20 protein-coding genes are annotated in these 18853 nt (G+C 71.0%); 1 reads left to right on the forward strand and 19 read right to left on the reverse strand.

The features are described from left to right. Window positions 1-7: 7 nt before the first annotated feature. From V5E28_RS34160 to V5E28_RS34230, 15 genes are all read right to left on the reverse strand, one after another. Window positions 8-925 carry a hypothetical protein gene (locus V5E28_RS34160; RefSeq protein WP_336213174.1) on the reverse strand — a complete coding sequence of 306 codons (918 nt, stop codon included), beginning with the start codon at window positions 923-925 and terminating at the stop codon, window positions 8-10. Next, window positions 922-2133 (reverse strand): M20 family metallopeptidase, encoded by a 1212-nt coding sequence (locus V5E28_RS34165; protein ID WP_336213175.1) that lies wholly within the window; start codon window positions 2131-2133, stop codon window positions 922-924. Before V5E28_RS34165 ends, V5E28_RS34160 begins: the two co-directional genes overlap by 4 nt. Window positions 2134-2233: 100 nt before the next feature. Then, window positions 2234-3379 carry a Rieske 2Fe-2S domain-containing protein gene (locus V5E28_RS34170; protein ID WP_336213177.1) on the reverse strand — a complete coding sequence of 382 codons (1146 nt, stop codon included), beginning with the start codon at window positions 3377-3379 and terminating at the stop codon, window positions 2234-2236. 67 nt (window positions 3380-3446) lie between these two features. Then, window positions 3447-4313 carry an NmrA family NAD(P)-binding protein gene (locus V5E28_RS34175; protein WP_336213179.1) on the reverse strand — a complete coding sequence of 289 codons (867 nt, stop codon included), beginning with the start codon at window positions 4311-4313 and terminating at the stop codon, window positions 3447-3449. Window positions 4314-4324: 11 nt separating this feature from the next. Beyond that, a complete protein-coding gene (locus V5E28_RS34180; RefSeq protein ID WP_336213181.1) occupies window positions 4325-5086 on the reverse strand; it encodes an IclR family transcriptional regulator in 762 nt (253 codons plus the stop codon). After that, complete coding sequence (locus tag V5E28_RS34185) at window positions 5025-5354, reverse strand: NifU family protein (RefSeq protein WP_336213182.1); 330 nt, start codon at window positions 5352-5354, stop codon at window positions 5025-5027. The genes V5E28_RS34180 and V5E28_RS34185 overlap by 62 nt, the downstream gene beginning before the upstream one ends. Then, on the reverse strand, window positions 5351-6319 hold the full coding sequence (locus V5E28_RS34190; RefSeq protein WP_336213183.1) for an amidohydrolase family protein: 969 nt from the start codon (window positions 6317-6319) through the stop codon (window positions 5351-5353). Before V5E28_RS34190 ends, V5E28_RS34185 begins: the two co-directional genes overlap by 4 nt. Next, entirely contained in the window at window positions 6316-7320 is a 1005-nt protein-coding gene (locus tag V5E28_RS34195) for a quinone oxidoreductase family protein (RefSeq protein WP_336213184.1), read from the reverse strand. The genes V5E28_RS34190 and V5E28_RS34195 overlap by 4 nt, the downstream gene beginning before the upstream one ends. Then, window positions 7320-7652: a nuclear transport factor 2 family protein gene (locus V5E28_RS34200; RefSeq protein WP_336213186.1), complete on the reverse strand. Its 333-nt coding sequence runs from the start codon at window positions 7650-7652 to the stop codon at window positions 7320-7322. Before V5E28_RS34200 ends, V5E28_RS34195 begins: the two co-directional genes overlap by 1 nt. After that, window positions 7649-8581, reverse strand: coding sequence for an LLM class flavin-dependent oxidoreductase (locus V5E28_RS34205; RefSeq protein WP_336213188.1), 933 nt, complete (start codon window positions 8579-8581; stop codon window positions 7649-7651). Before V5E28_RS34205 ends, V5E28_RS34200 begins: the two co-directional genes overlap by 4 nt. A 10-nt stretch (window positions 8582-8591) precedes the next feature. Beyond that, window positions 8592-9512 carry a 2-hydroxyacid dehydrogenase gene (locus tag V5E28_RS34210; RefSeq protein ID WP_336213190.1) on the reverse strand — a complete coding sequence of 307 codons (921 nt, stop codon included), beginning with the start codon at window positions 9510-9512 and terminating at the stop codon, window positions 8592-8594. After that, window positions 9512-10591, reverse strand: a complete 1080-nt coding sequence (locus V5E28_RS34215) for an LLM class flavin-dependent oxidoreductase (protein WP_336213191.1) — start codon at window positions 10589-10591, stop codon at window positions 9512-9514. The genes V5E28_RS34210 and V5E28_RS34215 overlap by 1 nt, the downstream gene beginning before the upstream one ends. Further along, entirely contained in the window at window positions 10584-11903 is a 1320-nt protein-coding gene (locus V5E28_RS34220; RefSeq protein WP_336213192.1) for an LLM class flavin-dependent oxidoreductase, read from the reverse strand. The genes V5E28_RS34215 and V5E28_RS34220 overlap by 8 nt, the downstream gene beginning before the upstream one ends. Next, the gene (locus tag V5E28_RS34225; RefSeq protein ID WP_336213194.1) at window positions 11900-12667 is read right to left on the reverse strand and encodes an alpha/beta fold hydrolase; all 768 of its coding nucleotides are present in this window, start codon (window positions 12665-12667) and stop codon (window positions 11900-11902) included. The genes V5E28_RS34220 and V5E28_RS34225 overlap by 4 nt, the downstream gene beginning before the upstream one ends. After that, window positions 12664-13482 carry an alpha/beta fold hydrolase gene (locus V5E28_RS34230; RefSeq protein WP_336213195.1) on the reverse strand — a complete coding sequence of 273 codons (819 nt, stop codon included), beginning with the start codon at window positions 13480-13482 and terminating at the stop codon, window positions 12664-12666. Before V5E28_RS34230 ends, V5E28_RS34225 begins: the two co-directional genes overlap by 4 nt. Window positions 13483-13640: 158 nt before the next feature. Between V5E28_RS34230 and V5E28_RS34235 the strand changes: the two genes are divergently transcribed. After that, the gene (locus V5E28_RS34235; RefSeq protein ID WP_336213196.1) at window positions 13641-14207 is read left to right on the forward strand and encodes a flavin reductase family protein; all 567 of its coding nucleotides are present in this window, start codon (window positions 13641-13643) and stop codon (window positions 14205-14207) included. Between the two features lie 9 nt (window positions 14208-14216). On the opposite strand, the gene V5E28_RS34240 is transcribed toward V5E28_RS34235, so the two are convergent. From V5E28_RS34240 to V5E28_RS34255, 4 genes are read right to left on the reverse strand one after another with little or no spacing between them, the layout of a single operon-like run. Then, complete coding sequence (locus tag V5E28_RS34240; RefSeq protein ID WP_336213197.1) at window positions 14217-15353, reverse strand: acyl-CoA dehydrogenase family protein; 1137 nt, start codon at window positions 15351-15353, stop codon at window positions 14217-14219. Further along, the gene (locus tag V5E28_RS34245) at window positions 15346-16326 is read right to left on the reverse strand and encodes an ABC transporter permease (RefSeq protein ID WP_336213199.1); all 981 of its coding nucleotides are present in this window, start codon (window positions 16324-16326) and stop codon (window positions 15346-15348) included. The genes V5E28_RS34240 and V5E28_RS34245 overlap by 8 nt, the downstream gene beginning before the upstream one ends. Then, a complete protein-coding gene (locus V5E28_RS34250) occupies window positions 16323-17792 on the reverse strand; it encodes a sugar ABC transporter ATP-binding protein (RefSeq protein ID WP_336213200.1) in 1470 nt (489 codons plus the stop codon). Before V5E28_RS34250 ends, V5E28_RS34245 begins: the two co-directional genes overlap by 4 nt. Further along, entirely contained in the window at window positions 17792-18814 is a 1023-nt protein-coding gene (locus V5E28_RS34255) for a sugar ABC transporter substrate-binding protein (RefSeq protein ID WP_336213201.1), read from the reverse strand. The genes V5E28_RS34250 and V5E28_RS34255 overlap by 1 nt, the downstream gene beginning before the upstream one ends. Window positions 18815-18853 lie beyond the last annotated feature (39 nt).

Consider the following 18853-nt stretch of genomic DNA (forward strand, 5'->3'; position numbering starts at 1 on the left):
GCGCTCCTCAAGGGGACAGGACGGCGACGGCCATGCCGGTCAGCCAGTCGGGGACGGGGTCGTAGCTGATCGTGTGGGACGGGGCGTGCGCGAGCGCGGCGGCCATGATGAGCCAGCAGCGGATCTCATGGGCGCCGTTACCGGCCCGCGCCTGGAGTTCGTCGCTGGACAGGGTGCAAAGTTCGGCCGCCCTGCCCTGTTCCAGGAGAGCCAGGAACTCTCGGTCGAAGTCTGGGGCGATGGCGGGTTCGGCGGCTCTGACGATCGCCCGGCGGCGCTCGTCGTAGGAGCGCCAGTTGGTGCGGCCGTCCAGCCACGCCGAAACCATGAACTCCTCGTCGTCCCCGCGCGGATCGCGCCAGTCGGGCCAGGGCAGCCGGTGCGACAGCCCGCCCGAGGCGATCACCGCGATCCTGCGGGGATGATCGGTGAGGGCTTCGCGTAGCGCGTCGCCGAGTTGGGCGCAGCGGCGCAATGTGGGCAGCGGCGGGGCGAAGACGTTCACCACGAGCGGCACGATGGGCACGTCGAGGCCGTCGAGCAGGTACTGGATGGCGTGCGACTGGCCGTGGTCGATCTGCAGCCGGGCGGAGAACGCCGGGTCGAACCCACACTCCACCAGCCGGTCCGTCAGCTGTCGGGCCAGCTCTACATCCACCTGCTGGGGCCCCGATGGGGTGCCCGATTCGCCGCTGGCCACGCACTCGCCCACCCCGATGGTGAAGGCCGGGATCAGATCGAGCCAGAAGCCGCGGAAGTGGTTCGAGCCGACGATGACGACCGTGTCCGGGCGGGCGGCGGTGATCTGTCGGCGCGCTTCGGCCAGGCCGTCGCGGAATCGCTTGGCCTCCTCGACGGCCGCGGTCTGCTCCCAGTGGGTGTTCATCAGCGTGCTGTGGGAGGCGCCCACACCAAGGACGATCATCGGTTCAACTCCAGGGCGATCGTGACCAGCAGCCGGGACAGGCGGGCCATCTGGCGGGCGTCGACGGTGTTCATGCCGAGGGCGAAGTCGGTGATCCCGGCGACCTTGGGCATGCCGACCCGGACCGTCGGAACGCCGCGCGAGCGCAGGATGTTGGCGTCGGTGGCCCCGCTCATGCCGCCTTCGGGTCGGTAGGGCACGCCGCCGGCCTCCTCGAAGGCCTGGATCGCGGCGCGCACCACAGGCGAGGCGGGGTCGGTGGTGGTGCCGGGGATGGCCAGCACCATCTCGGCGTCCGCGCCCAGCCCTTGAATCAGGGCCAGGAACTCGCGCTTGATCTCGGCGGGTGTGTCGCGCGGTGACAGCCGCACGTCCACGCGGAATCGGCAGGTGGCGGGCGTCACCGACGGCATGCGCATCCAGCCGCCCTCGATGGCGCCGACGATCACCTGCGGCTCGACCAGGCCGGAGGCGTGTCGCGCGGTATAGTCGGCGGCCCACTGCTCCACGGCCAGGACGAGCTCGGCGACGGTGGCGATGGGGTTGCTGTAGGGGAGTTTGTGGCGGCTGCCGGCGTAGGTGTGGTGGCCGTGCGCGGTGACCTCGAACCAGGCCAGGCCGACCTCTTCGTAGGACACCGTCCAGCCGGGTTTGGCGATGACCGCGTAGTCGGGAAAGACGCCCTGTTCCAGGAGGAACGAGCAACCGACGCCCTGGCCTGTGTGCCGTCGCGTCCCGGGCAGGGCGTTGGTGGGCATGCCCCCCGCGCCGAAGGCGGCGATGAGGTCGCCCTTGAGTGGCACGCCCGCGTCGCGGATCGCCAGGAAAGCCGCCATCACACAGGCGGCGTGCCCCTTGGGGTTGCCCGCGCCCAGCCCGGTGACGAGGTCGCCGTCGACAACGGGCTCGGCCAGCAGATGCGGCTCCAGCCGGGGGCCCGCCCACGGCAGGTCGCTCTCGTCGCCGGCCGTGAGCGTGTCGAGCGGCGCGTACAGCATGAGGTCGGGGCCGGTGCCGTCGCCGCGCAGTCGGGCGACGGCGTTGGCCTGACGGTCGTCGAGCGGCTGGACGGTGCCGCCGATCCGGCAGGCGATGAGCTCGGCCAGCGGCCGCTCGTCCCCGGTGGGGCTGGGCACGGCCACCAGCTTGGCCACCAGTTCGGCGGTCAGCTTGCGCAGCGCGGCGGTGTCGGGCAGGGAGATGTTCATCGCGGGTTGATCCGGTGTACCTGGGTATGGCTGACGCGGCGCAGCCGCCGCCAGACCAGGGGCGCGAGCACAGCCGCGGCGATCGCGGCAAGCAGGGTTCTCATGAGGCGGCTTCCAGTTTGCGGGTGTACTCCTCCTCGGCGAGGGCCCGCCACGAGGTGAGGGAGACGTCTGGCCGGTAGAGCCGTTCGGGTGGGGCGTCGGTGGCCTCTACCATGCGCGCGTCCTGGGCGGAGAACTGGCCGTGGAACAGCCACCGGATGAGGCCCAGGTACTTGGCGTAGAAGCGGAGCGCGGCCAGGCCCTCGGCGAAGTTGACCATGACGCCCACGTAGCGGTGGCTGCCGGCGTCCACCGGGACGTAGAACTCGTAATGGATGAACTTCGGATAGACGATGCGCAGTACGCCCGGCATCGACACCGACGCGAAACCGGGGAACTCCTGCGCGGCGATGACGGGGTCGACCTTGCTGGTGGCGCCGGTGTTGCCGATGTTGGATGCCTTGGTCTTCGCCGGCCTGAGCTTCCACCAGCGCCGGTTGCTCCACGTGCCCAGCCCGGGGAAATCGGCCGACCAGAACTGCTCCTCCTGTACCCGGTAGATCCAGCGGTCCCGGCGTTCGATGCGGGTCAGGTTCCACACCGGCATGGCCTTGAACAGCCGCCACATCGAGGTGCGGTGGAGGTATTTGGCATGGCCCTCGTCGTAGCCGTTCTCGCAGGCGAAGCGCCAGTTGCCGGGGCGCGGATCGATTCGGCCGCCCATGACGAACGCGTGGGCCACCAGTTCCTCGGGCAGCTGCTCATCGATCGGGTGCGGCTGCTCGGCGCCGATCGGCATGTACACCCACACCATGCCCAGGCGCTCCTCCACTGGGTAGGTGCGCACCCGTACCTTGCCGCAGATCCGTGAGTCCGGGCCGTCGGTGATGACGGCCTTGAGGACGCCGTCGGCCAGGTCGAAGGTCCAGCCATGGTAGGCGCAGCTCAGCGTGCCGGGGAACTGCCGGCTGCCCATCGACAGCGGGATGCCGCGGTGCGGGCAGCGGTCATGCAGGGCGTAGGCGCTGCCGCGATCACGGATGAGCGTGATCTTCTCGCCGCAGATCTGGAACGCGGCGGGTGTGCCGGTGAGGTGGCTGGACCAGGTGACCGGATACCAGTAGCCCCGGAAACCGCAGGCGGCCGCGTCGTAGTGCGGCCAGGTCTTCCAGTCACGCCTGCCGGGGTTGTCGTGTTGCTTCACACCCTCGATGATTGGCAGCTCAGCGCGGTGGGCCAACGGAACGGGTCCGGTCAGTGAAACGCCGGGCTCAGGTCCAGTCCCGCCGCTCGAAGCGCGGCCGGTAGTCGCTGGCCCACTGCGCGAACCGGGTGGCGGGGCGGCCGAGCAGGGCGGGCAGCTCGCCGGTCATCGGCTCGTTCCTGCCGGTCCGGGTGAGCGTGTAGACGATGCTCATGAACAGCAGTGTGTCCCAGGTGACGCCCCGCCTGGCCAGGCGGATCCAAAAGCGCGGCAGCGACGGCCTGGTGTAGGCCAGTGGCCGCTCCAGCGCCTGGCCGAGCAGCTGGGCCGCGTCGTCGAGGGTGAGGGACTCGGGCCCGGTGAGCGTGTGGGCGCGGTTGCGGTGCGGTCCGGGATCGCGCAGGATGTCCAGCACGAGCGCGGCCACGTCGCGGGAGTCGAGGAACGTGGTACGGCCCCTGCCCGCCGGAATGAACAGCTCGTCGCGGTCCATGATGTCCACGCCGTGTGTGGAGACCTTCCGGCACAGGTTCTGCATGAAGAAGCCACAGCGCAGGAACGTGTGGTCTACGCCGGTGGACTCGATGTGGCGTTCGACGGCGTGGTGCGGCACCACCTTGACGCGGTCGGCGCCGGGCACGCTCACGTACACGATGTGCCGGCAGCCGGCCCGGACCGCCGCGTCCACGAACGGGATCATCCGCGTCCGCACCGTGCGCGGGTGGGGGAGTGGGAACAGCAGGAACAGCGTGCTCACCCCGTCGAGGACGGCGTCGAACGTCGCCGGGTCGTCGTAGTCGAACCGGACCGCCGGCAGGTCCGGGAAGCGGGCCGGATGGTGCGCGGCGATCCGGTAGGCGAGCTCGTCCTGCTCGCGTAGCAGGCGGACGAGCTCGGCCCCGACGTTTCCCGTCGGGCCGGTGACGACGATCATTCACGCTCCTGTCAGGCGATGCGGGCCTGGGTCTGGATCTCGGTCAGCCTGCGCGTGACGGTGGCCGCCGTGGTGCGCACGGCGGCCGTCAGCCGCGTCCGGGAGGCACGGGAGGTCGGCGCCGCCACCGAGATCGCGCCGGCCAACAGGCCGTCGCCGCCGAAGACCGGGGCGGCCACCGACAGGTAACCGATCCGGCACTCCTGCGACTCGACCGCCACGTGGGAGGCGCGGATCTCGGCCAGCTCGGCGCGGAGCCGGCGCGGTGAGGTGATCGTGTGCGGGGTGAAGCGGTGCATGGGAGCGCTGAGAACCTCGTCGATGACGTCCTGGGTGGCGAAGGCCAGCAGGACCTTACCGGTCGCGGTGCAGTGCAGCGGCAGCCGCCCCCCGGTTCTGGACGGCCGCGAGGCGGGCCGGTAGCCGCCGATCTTCTCGATGTAGACGACCTCGTGGCCGTCGCGGATCGCGCAGTGCACGGTCTCCTTAGTGGTGCCGGCCAGGTCCTCCAGGCAGGGGAAGGCCGCCTCGCGCAGTGTTCGGGGACGGCTGACGCGCTGGCCGAGCTCGAACAGCCGCAGCCCGAGCCGGTAGCCATTACCGGCCCGTTCCAGTGCCCCCCAGCGGATGAGGTCCTGGCAGATGCGGTGGATGGTGGCCTTGGACAGGCGGGTGCGGCGGGCCAGCTCGGCCAGGGCGACCCGGTCCTCGTCAGGACGGAACGCCTCCAGGATGAGCTTGACCTTTCCCAGCACCGAATCGGTGTCGATCATGGGGATCCTCCAGGAAATGGCGGAGCCGCGCCCGCGCGGCCGGGTCGAGGCGAGTCCCGTCCGCGCTCACCTCGGTGACGCCCTCGACGGCGAGCAGGGCGGGGCGGACGGTCGCCTCCAGGCAGGTCGCTTTGGCGGGGCAGGAACCGCACATGCCGGCGAAACGCAGCCGCACCCGCCCGCGGTCGTCGTGCTCGAGGAGGGTGAGCGAGCCGCCGTGCGCGCGCAGCACCCGCGACAGCGCGGCGACGGCCTGCGGCACGCTCATGGCGCCGCCACCCCGAACAGCCGAGCCGCGTTCAGGCCCAGGATGAGCCGCTTGTCCTCCCGGGTGATCTGCGGGTATCCGTAGCCCTCGCGCAGGTCGTCGGCGATACGCAGGTCCATGAAGGCGCGCAGGTATGGTGCGGGCGGCCCGGCGAGCGTAGCTTCCGAGCCCCACAGCAGCCGCTCGGCCCCCACCGCTGCGAGCAGCTCGCCGAGCTGCCGCTGGAACAGCCGCGGCCGGAACGGCAGGAAGTTCACCGCCGCCGACAGCGCCAGATGGATGTTGGGGAAGCGGGCGGCGATGTTGACGCACTCGTCGAAGTACGGCGTGGCCAGGTGATGGATGACGAAGGTCAAATCGGGGAAGTCGCGGGCGGCCCGCTGCAGGTCGTTGGGACGCAGCTGCTCGACGTCCTCCACGCCGAACGGATTGCCCTTGTGGAACTGCAGCACGGTGACGCCCAGCTGTCGGGCGCGCTCGTACAGCGGGTAGGCGAGCTTCTCGTCGTCGCAGCGCCAGCCGCGCTCCACGTGGCCGTTGTAGAACTTTAGCGATACGGCGCCGAGTTCGCGCACCTGGTAGTCCAGGTGTTGCAGAGCAGCCGCCACCCCGCGGTGGCCGGGGTCGACGCCACCGCAGAACAGCGCCCGGCCCGGGAAGGCGCGGGCGAACGCGGCCTGCAGCTCGACCGGCGCCCACCAGTCGTCATACCAGTCGAAGACGGGCACCACCTGGGCCATGGCGACATCGGTCGGGGACTCGTCGAACACCAGGCGGCCCATCGTCTGCGCCGACACCCGCGTCGCGTGATCGAGGTCATGGCCGTGCACCGCCCGCAGCCCGTCGCCGAGGCCGAGCGACAGCTCCCTGACCCGGCTCGCCCACGGCGCTCCGGCGAGCAGGTTGGCGTCGCTCATGTCGTGCAGGTGGACGACCAGGTCGAACACGAAGATGTCGTCGATCATGGCGTCAGCACCACCCTCCCGGCCGCGGTGCCGCCGGCGAGCGCCTGCCAGGCGTCCGCCACCCGGTCGAGCGGGTAGCGGTCCAGGGCGAGGGTGAGTTCCCCCTTCGACAGCCGCAGCAGCAGCTCGCCGGCGACGGCGAACGCCTGCGGGGCACGGCGCTGCATGTTGACGAAGCGCAGGTCCACGTCGTGCGCCAGCCGGGCAGGCAGGTCGAGCTCGACTCGCCTGCCCTGCGTGTAGCCGAGCAGGACGGCCCGGCCGCCGGGCCGCACCGCGTCCAGTCGCGCGTTCAGATCCGGCCCGCCGACGGTGTCGACGAGCACGTCGAAGGCGGCCTCGCCGTCCAGCCTGGACGAGGGCGCGATGCCCGGCGGATGGGCCGGGCTGGTCCCGCCGGGTGCCGTCGGGGGGCCGTTCTCCCTGTGACCAGCCACCACGATGCGGGCACCCGGCGGGACCAGCGCGGCCCGCCCGGGCCGGGAAACCAGCGCGGTCACCTCGGCCCCGGCCGCTAGGGCGAGTTGCACGGCCAGCGACCCGGCCGACCCCGCAGCCCCGCTCACCAGCACCCGGTCCCCCGCCCCGACGCCGCCGAGCTCCCCGACCGCGACGTGGGCGGCCGTGGCGGGCGAGAAGAAGCAGGCCGCCAGCAGCTCGTCGGCGCCCTCCGGGGCCGGGTGGACGGCCGGGTCCGGCACCCAGGCGTACTCGGCGGCCACCCCGTCGCGCCCGACCCCGGCCCCGGCGCCCCGGATCCACACCAGCGCACCGGCCGGGAAGGTCCCGGACTCGACCACGTACCCGGAGCCTTCCCCGCACGGGATGTACGGCGGCGTCAGCACGGTGGGAAACGTGCCGGAGGCGACCGACCTGTCGAGGTGCCCGAGGGCGACCGCGACCATCCGCACCACCGTCCCGCCCGGCGCGGCGCTTGGGCGCGGCAGCCCGTCGACGACCACCGGTGGCTGCCCGAACCGTTCGACCCGCAGCCCCCGCATCACATCGTCCCGCGGTCGGGCCGGTCGGCTGCGGGCTGTTGCCCGGTGAGCTGCGCGACGACGACGGCGTGGTGGTGGACCAGTTCGGGGACGAGCCGCAGGTCGGGAAAGGCGCCGAGCAGGTCGGTGAGCAGCTCGCGCACCTGCTCGTCGCCGTGGTGCTCACGCCCCGTGGCTTTGATCGCATAGTCGGCGCCGCCCGGCATGGTGGCCAGGCACGCATCGAGGTCGCCGGCCATCTCGGCGCGCATGTGCTCGCGCACCACCTTTTCCCTGCGGCGGCGCAGCTCGCCGTCGGGCAGGGGGCGGTCCGCACCCGGGAACGCGATCATGCGTGGCGGCCCTTCATGCTGGGCTCACCGGGAAACCGGGAAAAGTCCGGCGTGGGCTCGCCCTTGGCGATCTCCGGCAGGCCGGCGACCACGTCGGCCAGCCATTCCAGCTCGGCGACGTCGTCGACCAGCGGGAAGAAGGTGACTTCGTCGGCGCCTTGGGCACGGTAGGCGCGCACCGCCTTCTCGACGCCACCGCGTCCCCGGCTGATTCCTGAGAGGACCGGCTCCGGCGGGCCGCCTTTGGCGAGGTAGGAGGCGAGCCGTGCGTCGGCCAGGTCGCCGGGCTTTTCGGAGGGGGAGAACCAGGTGCTGGCGACCAGCCGGGGCCGCCCGGGCTTGCCGGCATCGCGCCAGGCGTTGATTGTGGCGTGTGCTTCGAAGGCGAAGATCTCCGGCTTGACGCCGGCGCTCACCAGGCCGTCGCCGTGCTCGACCAGGCGGCGCAGCGCCGGGGCGGAGGCACCGCCGATGAGCAGCTCGAACTTGCCGCACTCGGGCCCTATGCGGTTCTCCTCGCCCTTGAGGTCGCGCATTTCGCGCAGGAACGCGAGCTGCTCGTCCAGGACGCGGCCGCGCGTGGCCCATGCGCGGCCGCAGGCCTCGTAGTCGTTGACCCGGTTGCCGACCGCCACGCCGAGGCTCAACCGGCCGGGTGCCAGGGAGGTGAGGGTGGCGACCTGCTTGCCGAACAGGGCAGTGGGGCGCAGCGGCGGCAGCAGGGCCGCCGTCATCAGCCGCACCCGGCTGGTCACAGCGGCGGCCGCGGCCATGGTCATCATCAGCTCGTGGTTGACGTACACGTAGCGGTCGGCCGAGCCGAGCGAGGAGAACGGTCCTTGGTCGGCCAGTTTGGCCCAGGTGAGTATGGTGTCGCCGGCGCAGCCCGGCACGCCGTTGGGGAGCAGTACCCCGATCTGGTTGGTCATGGCGTTCCTTCTAGTAGCCGTGGCGGCGGACGTTGCGCAGCGGCCGGCCCGCTGTGTGCGCGCGGATCTGCTCGCCGGCGAGCCGGTAGGCGCGCTCGCGCCAGCTCGCACTGGAGCCCGCGACGTGGGGGGTGACGAAGACGCCTGGGGCCGACCACAGCGGGTGGCCGTCGGGCAGGGGTTCGGGGTCGGTGGCGTCGAGGGCGGCCCTGATGTGCCCGGCGTGCAGCGCCTTGAGCAGTGCGCGGGTGTCGACGAGTGTGCCGCGGGCGGCGTTGACGAGCAGCGCGCCGGGCCGCATGCCCTCCAGGAATTCCTCGTCCACCAGGCCCCGTGTTTCGGCGGTGGCCGGGGCGAGCAGGACGACCACGTCGGCCTCGCCCAGCAGGCAGGGCAGTTCGTCGGGGCCGTGCACGCCGTCGCGGGCATGCCGGGCGATGCGCAGCACGCGGCAGCCGAACAGGGCCAGATGGGTCTCCAGCAGCGCGCCGATGGAGCCGTAGCCGACGATGAGCACTGTCGACTCACCTAGATACATGGGTGCGGGGCCGTCGCCGAAGCTCAGGTTGCCGCCGTGGTCCCACACGCCGGCTCGCTGGCTGTCCCAGTAGTGCGGCAGCCGCTTGCCCATGGCCAGGATCACCCCGATGATCCACTCGGTGACGGGGCCGTCGTGCACGCCGCTCGCGTTGCACAGCGTGACCCCGCCGGGCAGCTGCGGCACCCAGTCCACGCCCGCGTGCACGGTCTGTACGACCTTCAAGGCGGCCGGCACGTTCTCGGTCAGCCGCTCCCGGAAGGCGGGCTCCAGCACGAGGAACTCGGTGTCCGGCGGGATGGGCTCGCCCGGCGCCACCAGAGCGAGGTGGGCCTCGGGGGGCAGCGGGCCGAGCTCTGCCACCGGCGCGTCTGCCACTAGGGTGATCAACATCAGGCCTGCCTCAATCCGGCACGTTCCAGCATGGGCCGCAGGGTATCGGCGTACTGCTGCAGGCCCGCCTCGTAGTTCAGCCACGACAGTGCCAGCCCGTCCACGCCCGCGTCGGCGAGTGCGGCCATCTGCGCCACGACTGTCTCGGGCGAGCCGACCAGCGGCAGCGCGAAGAACCCGGCGATGGCCGCGTTCACCATGCCGTCGAAGTCACCGCTGCGGGAGGAGCCGATCAGCAGCCTGATGGCGCGCTCGGCGGCCTGTCGGTCGCCTAGCTCGCCGACCATCCGCGCGTATTCGGCTCTGGCCTGCCCATCAGTGGCGGCACAGACCACGTGCGCGGCGGCGAACACCCGCAGCTGCGGCTTGCGCTCCTTGATCGGAGCTACCAGAGCGGCGGCCGCGTCGATGCCGGGCAGCATGGCGAAGGTGATGTCAGCGTGCCGGGCGGCGAAGTCCTGCCCGGCCGGGCTGAATCCGGCGTTCATGATGATCGGCCCGCCCGGCCGCAGCGGCTTGGGCTCGGACAGGATGGCCGTGCCGCGGTAGTAGCGGCCGGTGAAGTCGAACTCCTCCTCGGCCGCCCAGATGCGCTTGAGCAGCGTCATCCACTCGTTGGCGAGGGCGTAGCGGTCGTCGTGCTCGCGCTGGTCGAGTCCGAACATGCGGAATTCGTCGCTATTCCAGCCCGCCACCAGATTGACCGCGAAGCGGCCGCCCGAGATGTGGTCGACGGTGGCGATCTGCTTGGCCGCCGTCACCGGGTGCGTGACGGGGATGTGGAAGGTGGCGAACACCTGGATGCGGGAGGTGATCGCGGCGATCCCGGCTGCCCAGGTGAATGTCTCGAACGAGCGGTGCGCTTGCCTGCGTTCTGGGGCTGCCATGCCGCGCCAGCGTGCCACCGGGATGATCGCCTCGATCCCGGCCGCCTCCGCCATCCGCGCGATCCGTGCCGATTCCTCCCAGGTGAGCTGGGGAGCGTCGGGGGAGTGTGTCAGGTTCGCGCCGCCGGCCATGTTGGGGGAGAAGACGGCCAGGCGCAGCCGATTTCGGCTGTCGAGGAGCGGGCTAGCCACCGGTGACCCCGTCGGCGATCTCTGGGATGTGGCCCAGCTGGGCAGGAAGGTCGCGGCCGTTGGCCAGGCGCACCACCGGGGCTAGTTTGGGGCGTCCGTACGTCGAGGAGAGTTCGGCGTTGGTGTGCGGAACGGCGCGCTGCCAGGTCGGCGCCCCGCCGGGCTCGCGGAAGTGCGGGATGACCTCTTCGGCCATGATCTGCAGATTCTTCATCACCATCCAGTGCGGCATCGAGCCGAGCGGCCCGCCTGCGCTGATCGCCATGCCGAGGCCGTACTCCTCGATCATCCGCTCGTATTTGTCGATCACTGTCTGAGGCGAGCCGCAGATGACGTAGCCGAGGTCGATCAGCTCCTCGAACGACATCTCCCAGAAGTTCTTCACCCCGGCCGCCTCGCGGCCCTTGATCGTGCGCAGCATCGACTCGGCGGTGTTGTAGCCGGGCGGCATCAGGTGGTGCATGGGGATCTTCAGGCCGGTGCGGAAGAACCACATGGCGTGCGGCATGAACTCGCGCCGCGCCTGCTCGTCGGTCTCGGCCACGTATGTGGGGATGACCCGGCCGAGCTGGTTCGGCGCGGGCGTGTAGCCGTACTTGTCCTCGCACGCCTGCCGGAACAGTGCGAACGACTTCTTCGTCACCCAGTTGGACGTGGTCGTCTGCATGTACGAAAAGCGCCGCTTGGCCACTTCGTCGATGGTGTCGGTGGACCCGGTGCCAGGCATCCAGATCGGTGGGTGGGGACGCTGCAGCGGCCTTGGCCACGGGTTGACGTGCTCGATGTCGTAGTGCTCGCCCTGCCAGGTGAACGGGCCCGGCTCCGTCCACGCCTTTATGATCAGGTCGTGCGCCTCCCAGAAGCGGGCCTTGGAGGTGACCGGGTTCATGCCGGAGGAGTGGTATTCGGCACCCATGCCCCGCACATGGCCGGAGATGATGCGGCCGCCGGAGACGATGTCGAGCATCGCGATCTCCTCGGCGACCCGCAGCGGATTCTGGTGCAGCGGCAGCGCGTTGCCGATGACGCCGATGCGGATGCTGTGCGTGCGGGCGGCCAGGTAGGCGGCCCACACGTTCGGGGCGTTGATGGTGCCGAAGGCGTTTTGGTGATGCTCGTTGACGATGATTCCGTCGAAGCCCAGCCGCTCGCAGGCGATGAGCTGCTCCAGGTTGTCGGTGTAGAGCCGATGCGCGACCTCGGGCTCGAAGTAGGTGTTGGGCAGGGTGATCCAGCTCGACTCGATGTCCTCGCCCGGTGGGATGAAGGGGTAGGGCATCAGGTGGAAGACATGGAATTCGAGCCTGTTCACTGGACCCCCTGGATGAATGCGGTGATGTGGGCGGCCGTCTGGCCGGGGCTCGTCAGCGGGAAGGCGTGCCCGCCCGGCACCGCTGTCCGTTTGGCGTCGAGCAAGTCGGCCCAGCGGGCGGTGTGCTCGACGGGCACGATGCGGTCCTGCTCGGCCTCCAGCACCAGCGCTGGGACGCCCAGCCTTGGCAGCCGGCGCTCCAGCTTCAGGTCATAGCGGAAGTCCCACATCAGGGCGGCGGCCATGCCCATGTCGCCGTAGCGGGCCGCGTACGCTTCGGCCCCGCCCTGGGCGGGCGTGCCGGGGCCGGGTACCGCACCGTCGACCGGCTCGCCGTTGAAGTAGGCGTCGTCGTAGACGGCCGGGTTCATGATGAACACGTCCGCGATCGGGTGATCCGGCACCCGCAGCCCGAACGGTGCCAGCACGCTAAGGCTGGCCACCTGGTCGGGCGACCAGATGGCGAAGTCGGCCGCCAGCCAGCCGCCGAGCCCGTAGCCGACCAGGTGCGCCCGCTCCACGCCGAGCGCGTCGAGTAGATCGCGGAAGGCGAGCACCACGTCGTCGCGCCCTGTCACCCAGGCGGGGCGGGGGCTGTCGCCGAAGCCGGGCGCGGCCGGCGCGATGAGGTCGAAGCGCCGGGCGAGGGCCTCGTGCAGCGGGGTCCAGTCGCGGGCGAGCCAGTGGCCGTGCAGGAAGAGCACGGGCGCTCCCGTCCCTTCCCGCCGGCACGCCAGGCCGGTCACCTCGGTCACCTCGGTCATGCGCTCTCCTGTGGGTTGGTGAGGAAGTCGAGCACCGTCCGGTCAAACCGGCCGGCGTTCTCCAGTTGGGGGCAGTGGCCGCAGTCTTCGAAAATCTCCAGGCGGGCGCCGGGGATGCGGCGAGCGGCCTCCTCGGCGAATCCGGCCGGCTTGAGCCGGTCGAGCGCGCCGGCGATCAGCAGGGTCGGCACGGCGATGCGACGGTAGTCAGGCTCGTTCGGGGGCGGCGGCGGGGTAGGCCCGCGTACGCCCATCGACGCGAACGCCTCGAACGCCCCCGGCAGCGCGGCGATCTCCTGACGGCGGGCCACGTAGGCGTCGTCGCGCGCCCAGCCGGGGTCGGCGAAGGCCAGCCGGATCTGCTCACGCATGCCCTCGGTGGTGCCGTCGTAGGCCATGAGCCGCTCGCGCATCGGGCCGCCGATCGGCGGGCCACCCGCGCTGACCAGCACCGCGCGACGGCCAGGCAGGCTGCTCTCGCACAGCGCGCGGATCAGCGCCGAGCCGCCCATCGACAGGCCCACCAGGTCCGCCTCGCCGATCTTGAGGTGGTCCAGCAGCCGGCCCAGATGGGAGATCATCCGGCCCATCCGGTCGGCGAAGTCCACCAGCTTGGCGCTGCGGCCGAACCCCAGCCAGTCGGGGGCGACGACGTGGTGGCCTCTGGCGAGGGCAGGCATGTTGCGTTCCCACGCGGTCTCGGCGGACTCGCCGTGCGCGCCGCCGTGCAGCAGGACGACCACCGGCGCGCCGGGATCACCCGCCCGCAGGACGTGGGTGGCGGCACCGTCGATCTCGACCATGTTCGAATCCACTAGGTCTCCTTCGGATTCGTGACGACCGTTACCAAGTTAGCCACATCAGGGCGTACTGGATAGAGGCGATCGGTCCGCTGAGCGGTACGCAGGAGGGTGTCTCCCGACGTCCAAATGCGAGGCTTCCGGCAACGCTCGTCAACGAACTGGAGAACGCGATGATTGAGGAGAAGGACTTCCGGCGGGTGTTGGGCCACTACACCACTGGCGTCGCCGTAGTCGCCGCGCTCGTCGGCGGGCGACCGTACGGGTTCGCCGTCAACTCGTTCGTGTCGGTCTCGCTTGACCCGCCGCTCGTCGCCTATTGCGTGGCGCACACGTCCACGACGTGGCCGTCCATGCGGGACGCTGGCGGGTTCACCGTCAGCCTCCTCGCAGCCGATCAGGAGCAGGTCTGTCGGCTGTTCGCCACGAAGGGGGCCGACCGGTTCGGCGCGCTGGACTGGTTCGCCTCACCTGGTGGCCATCCTGTGCTCGACGGGGCACTGGCCTGGCTGGAGTGCGTCCCGGAGGCCGTTCACCGAGCAGGCGACCACGACCTGGTCGTGGTCCGGGTGACGGACCTGGGCGATGGCGGCGGGGACGGCGACGACCCGCTGGTCTTCTACCGCGGGCGGTTCGGCCGCCTGTCGGATGCGCCCACCCCCAGCGCCCGCTTCGACCGCCACGACGACCCCGACCTGGACTCGCCGTTCTTCTCGGCCATTGCCGCCCACTTGGATTGACACCAGGCGTCAGCGCAGGGCGGCCGCGACACCGAGGCGCAGCATGTCGCCGGTGAAGTCGCAGGCGTAGCCCGTCCACGCGTCACGCAGCAGCTTCTCGGGCCCCGCGCCCGTGGTGACGCCGGTCGCGCCGTGCAACCGCACCGCCCGCGAGGCGTTGGCGATCGCCGCCTCCACCGCCCGCTGCTTGGCCAGGGGGACGAGCACCGCCGTGTCCCCGCCGTCGTCGAGCGCCGCAGCCGCCTCCCGGACCAGCGCGCGGGCCTGGCGTACCTCCGCCTCCATGTCGGCCACCGGTAACGCCACCGCCTGGTGCTCGATGAGCGGGCGGCCCCAGCTGTTACGGGTCCGCACGTGGGTGAGGGTCAGGTCGCGGGCGGCCCGGGCGACGCCGACGAAGACCGCGGCCAGGCCGACGGCCATGCCCGCGGTCGAAGCCGCCAGCAGTGGCAGCGCTCCATCTGGCGGACCGATGAGGGCGTCAGGCGGCACTCCGACGCCGTCCAGGAGCACCTCGCCGTGCCACCCGCCGCGCAGCCCCAGCAGTTGTGAGCGTGGGCCGATGGTGAGCCCAGCTGTCCCGGCCGGGACGAAGAACGCGCCGGTGGAGACGACGCCCGGCCGGTCGAAAGCCGTCCGGGCGAACACGATGTACGCGTCCGCGACCCCGGCGTTCGTCACCCACTGCGCTTTGGTCCCGTCCAGCCGCCAGCCGTCCGCGTCCCGGTTCGCCCGTGTGGCGAAGCCGGATTCGGGGCCAGGACTCGGGTGGAACAGCTCCGATCCGGCGACCGACGGCTCGTTCATGGCCCCGGCCAGGATCAGCCCGTGGGCGATCTCGGGCAGCCAGGCCCGGCGCTGCTCCTCCGTACCGGCGGCCAGGATCAGGCCGGGCACCGTCGCCGAGAGATTGACGGCGGCCGCGAAGCCGGCGTCGGCCGCGCCCAGTTCCTCGGCGGCGATCGCGTTGTCCCGATGCCCGCCGCCGCCCCCGCCGTACTCCTCGGGGATGAGCAGGCCGGTCAGGCCGAGCGCGGACGCACGGGCGAACGCCTCTCGAAACGCTTCGGCCGTGGGGTGCTCGCCCAGCGTGGCGACGTGTCGGGTGGCGAAGCGGCGTACGGTCTGGCGCAGGTCGTCATCCACTGGACCGCTCCCCGCGCAGCCGCAGCCGGTCCAGCGCGATGGCGGCGATGAGAACCGCACCGCTGACCACGTTGGTCCAGAACGAGCTCACCCCGGCCAGCGTGATGCCGTTGCTCAGCACCCCGAGGAAGATCACGCCGAGCAGCGTGCCCAGCAGGCTGCCGCGCCCGCCCATGAACGATGTGCCGCCCAGCAGCACGGCCGCGCCGGCCACCAGCTCCAGGCCCAGCCCGGCGTTGGGGGAGGCGGAGGTGGTGCGGGCCGCGTCGAGCACGGCGGCGATTCCCGCCAAGCCGCCGCAGATCGTGTAGACCGCGACGCGGACGCCGGCGGTGGGGATGCCGGCCAAGCGGGCTGCCTCCGGATTGCCGCCGGTCGCGTAGATCATCCGGCCGAAGCCGGTGTAACGCAGTACCAGCACCGCCCCGGTGAACACGAGCGCGGCGATCCACACGGTGACCGGAATGCCGAGCACGCGCGACGACCCGATCCCCGCCATGATCGGATAGCTGTAAACCGTCTGGGACTGGCCGCCGGAGCTCACCTGGGCGACACCGCGCAGGATCGACGACGAGCCGATGGTGACGACCAGGAACGACAGCCCGGCCTTGCCGATGAGGCCGCCATTGACCAGCCCGCCGGTCAGGAACGCGGCCAGCACCGCGAGCAGCGCGGCCAGCGGGCCGGGCAGCCCAGTGGCCAGCAGCTGCCACAGCAGCACCGCGGTGAAGGCCGTCATGCCACCGATCGACAGGTCGATCCCGCCGACGAGCATGACGAACGTGAGCCCGGTCGCCGCGATCAGCAGCACGGCGTTCGTCTCGGCCACGTTGACCAGGTTGTCGAGCGTCAGGAACGGCGATTGGGTGATCCCGAACCACGCGACCAGCACAGCCAACACCGCGAGCACGCCGGTGTACTGGGTCAGGGTCGCGATCTTGGTGTTGGGTGCCAACGTGGGGGGCGCGGTCATGTGTCTCCTCCACCGAGCGCCAGTAGGGCGACGGCTTCCTCAGTGATCTCCTCGCCGGTCAGTTCGCCGGCCACCCTGCCGTCGGCCAGCACGATGATCCGGTCGGCCAGGCCGATGAGTTCGAGCAGATCCGATGAGACCAGCACCAGCGCGGCGCCCCGGGTGGCCAGGCCGGTCAGGATGGCGTAGATGTCGGCTCGGGCGCCGACATCGACGCCCCGGGTCGGCTCGTCGAGCAGCAGCACCCGTGGCGCCAGGCCGACCGCCGCGGCCAGGGCGACCTTCTGTGCGTTGCCACCGGACAGACTGCAGACGGGCAGGTGTGTGCCGCCGCATCGGATCCCGTAGGCGCTGATGGCGCGCTCGGCGCGGGCCCGGTCGGCGGGCCGTTCGGTGCGGCGCAGCGGGCGGTGCCAGGCCATGGCCAGGTTGTCGGTGATGGAGTGCTCGCCCACGAGCGCCTGGTTGAGGCGGTCCTCGGGTACGAGGACGATCCCGGCCCGCTGCGCGTCGCGCGGCCTGCGCACTCGGACGCGCCTGCCGTCCAGCAGGACCCGGCCGGAGCGCCGGGGGCGGGCTCCGGCGAGGGTTTCCAGGAGATCGCTGCGGCCCGAGCCGACCAGCCCGCCGACGCCGAGGATTTCCCCGGCGCGCACCGAGAACGACACCGGATTCGGCGACCGACCGGTGACCAGGTCGCGCACCTCCAGCCGGATGGGTCCGACGGGCACCGGCGTCTTGTGGTACAACTCGCCGAGGTCCCTGCCGACCATGGCGGCGGAGATTTTCTCATCCGTCATGTCGATCCAGTCGAGCTCGGCGGCGTTGCGGCCGTCGCGCAGCACGGTGGCGCACTTGGCCAGCCGGCGCATCTCGCGCAGCCGGTGACTGATGAACACGACACCGACGCCCTGGGCGCGCAGCCCATCGATGACCCTGAACAGCCGCTCGGGGTCGGGCAGCCGTGCCGTGACCTCGTCCAGGATGAGGACCCGCGGGTCAGGCGCGAGCGCCTTGGCCACCTCGACCAGCTCACGGTCGCCCGGCGGCAGCGAGCTCAGCGGCGCGGCAGGGTCCACGCGCAGGCCGACCCGGTCCAGCAGCGGCTGCGCCTCGCGGGTCAGCCGCGCCCTGCTGATCAGCCGGCCCGGCCCGCCGATTCTGGTCAGCAGCACATTCTCGGCGACTGACAGGTGGGGGACCAGCGTGGGCTCCTGGCTGACCAGGCAGATCCCGGCCTCCAGCGCCGAGCGCGGGTCGGTGAAGCGCACCTCGCGGCCGTCGAGCAGGATGCGACCGGCGTCCGGGACGATCCCGCCGGCGAGGATCCGCGACAGAGTGGACTTCCCGGAGCCGTTCTCCCCGGCGAGCGCGAGCACCTGCCCGGCCTGCAGGAGCAGGTTGACGCGGTCGAGCGCGTGGACGGCGCCGAACCGTTTGGAGACGCCCTCGGCCTTCAGTAGCATCAGCCGACCTTGACATAGGTCTTGCCGTCCCGCTCCTCGAGCGTGATCTTGAACGGGTCGTTCACCCGTTCCTGCAGCGGCTTGTAGGAAGCGACGTTGGACTTGTCGAGCCGCTGCGTCGGGATGTGGATCGTCTGCGGGACCTGCCTGCCGCAGATCGCCGCGAGCGCCGCGTACGCCATCGCCTGCCCGGTCTTCTCGTACGGGACCGAGAACGTGGCCAGGACCTTGCCCGCCTCGATCAGAGGGACGACGTCCGGCTGGCCGTTGATCGACACGATCACCGGGGTGAATCCGTCGCCGACGGAGGAGGCGGCGCCGATGGCCGAGACGTCGTTGAACGTCCAGATGCCCTTCAGATCGGCCCCGTGCTTCTGCTTCCAGGCGTCGGTGAGCTGTTTGGCCTTGGCGGGGGTGATTTCCTGGTTGACGCCGGTGTCGACGACGTTGAGGCCATGGGACTTTGCGGCCTGGTCGAAGCCGGCCTTCTCCCAGTTGAGGAGCTCGGCGAAGGGCGGCCCGTACATCGCGGCGACCTTGCCGTCGCCGACCGCCTCCTTGAGGATCTCTGCGCCTTGCATGGCCGCCTGGGTGACGTCGTCCTTGATGGTGCTGAAGAACGGACCGCCGATCTCGGTGTCGAGCGCGACGATTGGAATCTGCCGCTGGCGGGCCTGGTCGAAGACCGGCTTGGTGGCGTTGGGGTCTACCGGGTTGGCGATGAGCACGGCGATCTGCTGCTGGAGCAGGGCCTGGATGTCGGAGATCTGTTTGCCCGGGTCGAGATTGGCGTTGACCGGCTTGAGCGTCGCACCGTACTTCGACAGGGCCTTGGCGACGACCTGTTCGAGCACCTGGAAGTTGGGGTCGGCGAGCGGCTGGCTGAAACCCACGTTCTTGCCCTGGGCCTCCGCGCAGCCGACGCCGTCATCCGGGACCGGGGCGGCCGCCCCGCCGGTGTCGGCGCCGCACGCGGAGAGGGCCAGCATGGCCGCGAGACCGGTCAGCATGAGACGTTTCATGGAACACCTCGATTGGTCACGATCGTGACGACCGTCATA

It is taken from the genome of Nonomuraea sp. LPB2021202275-12-8 (assembly GCF_037044575.1).
Taxonomy (GTDB): Bacteria; Actinomycetota; Actinomycetes; order Streptosporangiales; family Streptosporangiaceae; genus Nonomuraea.

Excerpts from the sequence above, each read along its gene's own strand:
- V5E28_RS34160 (WP_336213174.1), bottom strand. The coding sequence starts at position 925 with ATGATCGTCCTTGGTGTGGGCGCCTCCCACAGCACGCTGATGAACACC.
- V5E28_RS34165 (WP_336213175.1), bottom strand. The coding sequence starts at position 2,133 with ATGAACATCTCCCTGCCCGACACCGCCGCGCTGCGCAAGCTGACCGCC.
- V5E28_RS34175 (WP_336213179.1), bottom strand. The coding sequence starts at position 4,313 with ATGATCGTCGTCACCGGCCCGACGGGAAACGTCGGGGCCGAGCTCGTC.
- V5E28_RS34180 (WP_336213181.1), bottom strand. The coding sequence starts at position 5,086 with ATGATCGACACCGATTCGGTGCTGGGAAAGGTCAAGCTCATCCTGGAG.
- V5E28_RS34185 (WP_336213182.1), bottom strand. The coding sequence starts at position 5,354 with ATGAGCGTGCCGCAGGCCGTCGCCGCGCTGTCGCGGGTGCTGCGCGCG.
- V5E28_RS34190 (WP_336213183.1), bottom strand. The coding sequence starts at position 6,319 with ATGATCGACGACATCTTCGTGTTCGACCTGGTCGTCCACCTGCACGAC.
- V5E28_RS34195 (WP_336213184.1), bottom strand. The coding sequence starts at position 7,320 with ATGCGGGGGCTGCGGGTCGAACGGTTCGGGCAGCCACCGGTGGTCGTC.
- V5E28_RS34200 (WP_336213186.1), bottom strand. The coding sequence starts at position 7,652 with ATGATCGCGTTCCCGGGTGCGGACCGCCCCCTGCCCGACGGCGAGCTG.
- V5E28_RS34205 (WP_336213188.1), bottom strand. The coding sequence starts at position 8,581 with ATGACCAACCAGATCGGGGTACTGCTCCCCAACGGCGTGCCGGGCTGC.
- V5E28_RS34210 (WP_336213190.1), bottom strand. The coding sequence starts at position 9,512 with ATGTTGATCACCCTAGTGGCAGACGCGCCGGTGGCAGAGCTCGGCCCG.
- V5E28_RS34225 (WP_336213194.1), bottom strand. The coding sequence starts at position 12,667 with ATGACCGAGGTGACCGAGGTGACCGGCCTGGCGTGCCGGCGGGAAGGG.
- V5E28_RS34235 (WP_336213196.1), top strand. The coding sequence starts at position 13,641 with ATGATTGAGGAGAAGGACTTCCGGCGGGTGTTGGGCCACTACACCACT.
- V5E28_RS34245 (WP_336213199.1), bottom strand. The coding sequence starts at position 16,326 with ATGACCGCGCCCCCCACGTTGGCACCCAACACCAAGATCGCGACCCTG.
- V5E28_RS34250 (WP_336213200.1), bottom strand. The coding sequence starts at position 17,792 with ATGCTACTGAAGGCCGAGGGCGTCTCCAAACGGTTCGGCGCCGTCCAC.
- V5E28_RS34255 (WP_336213201.1), bottom strand. The coding sequence starts at position 18,814 with ATGAAACGTCTCATGCTGACCGGTCTCGCGGCCATGCTGGCCCTCTCC.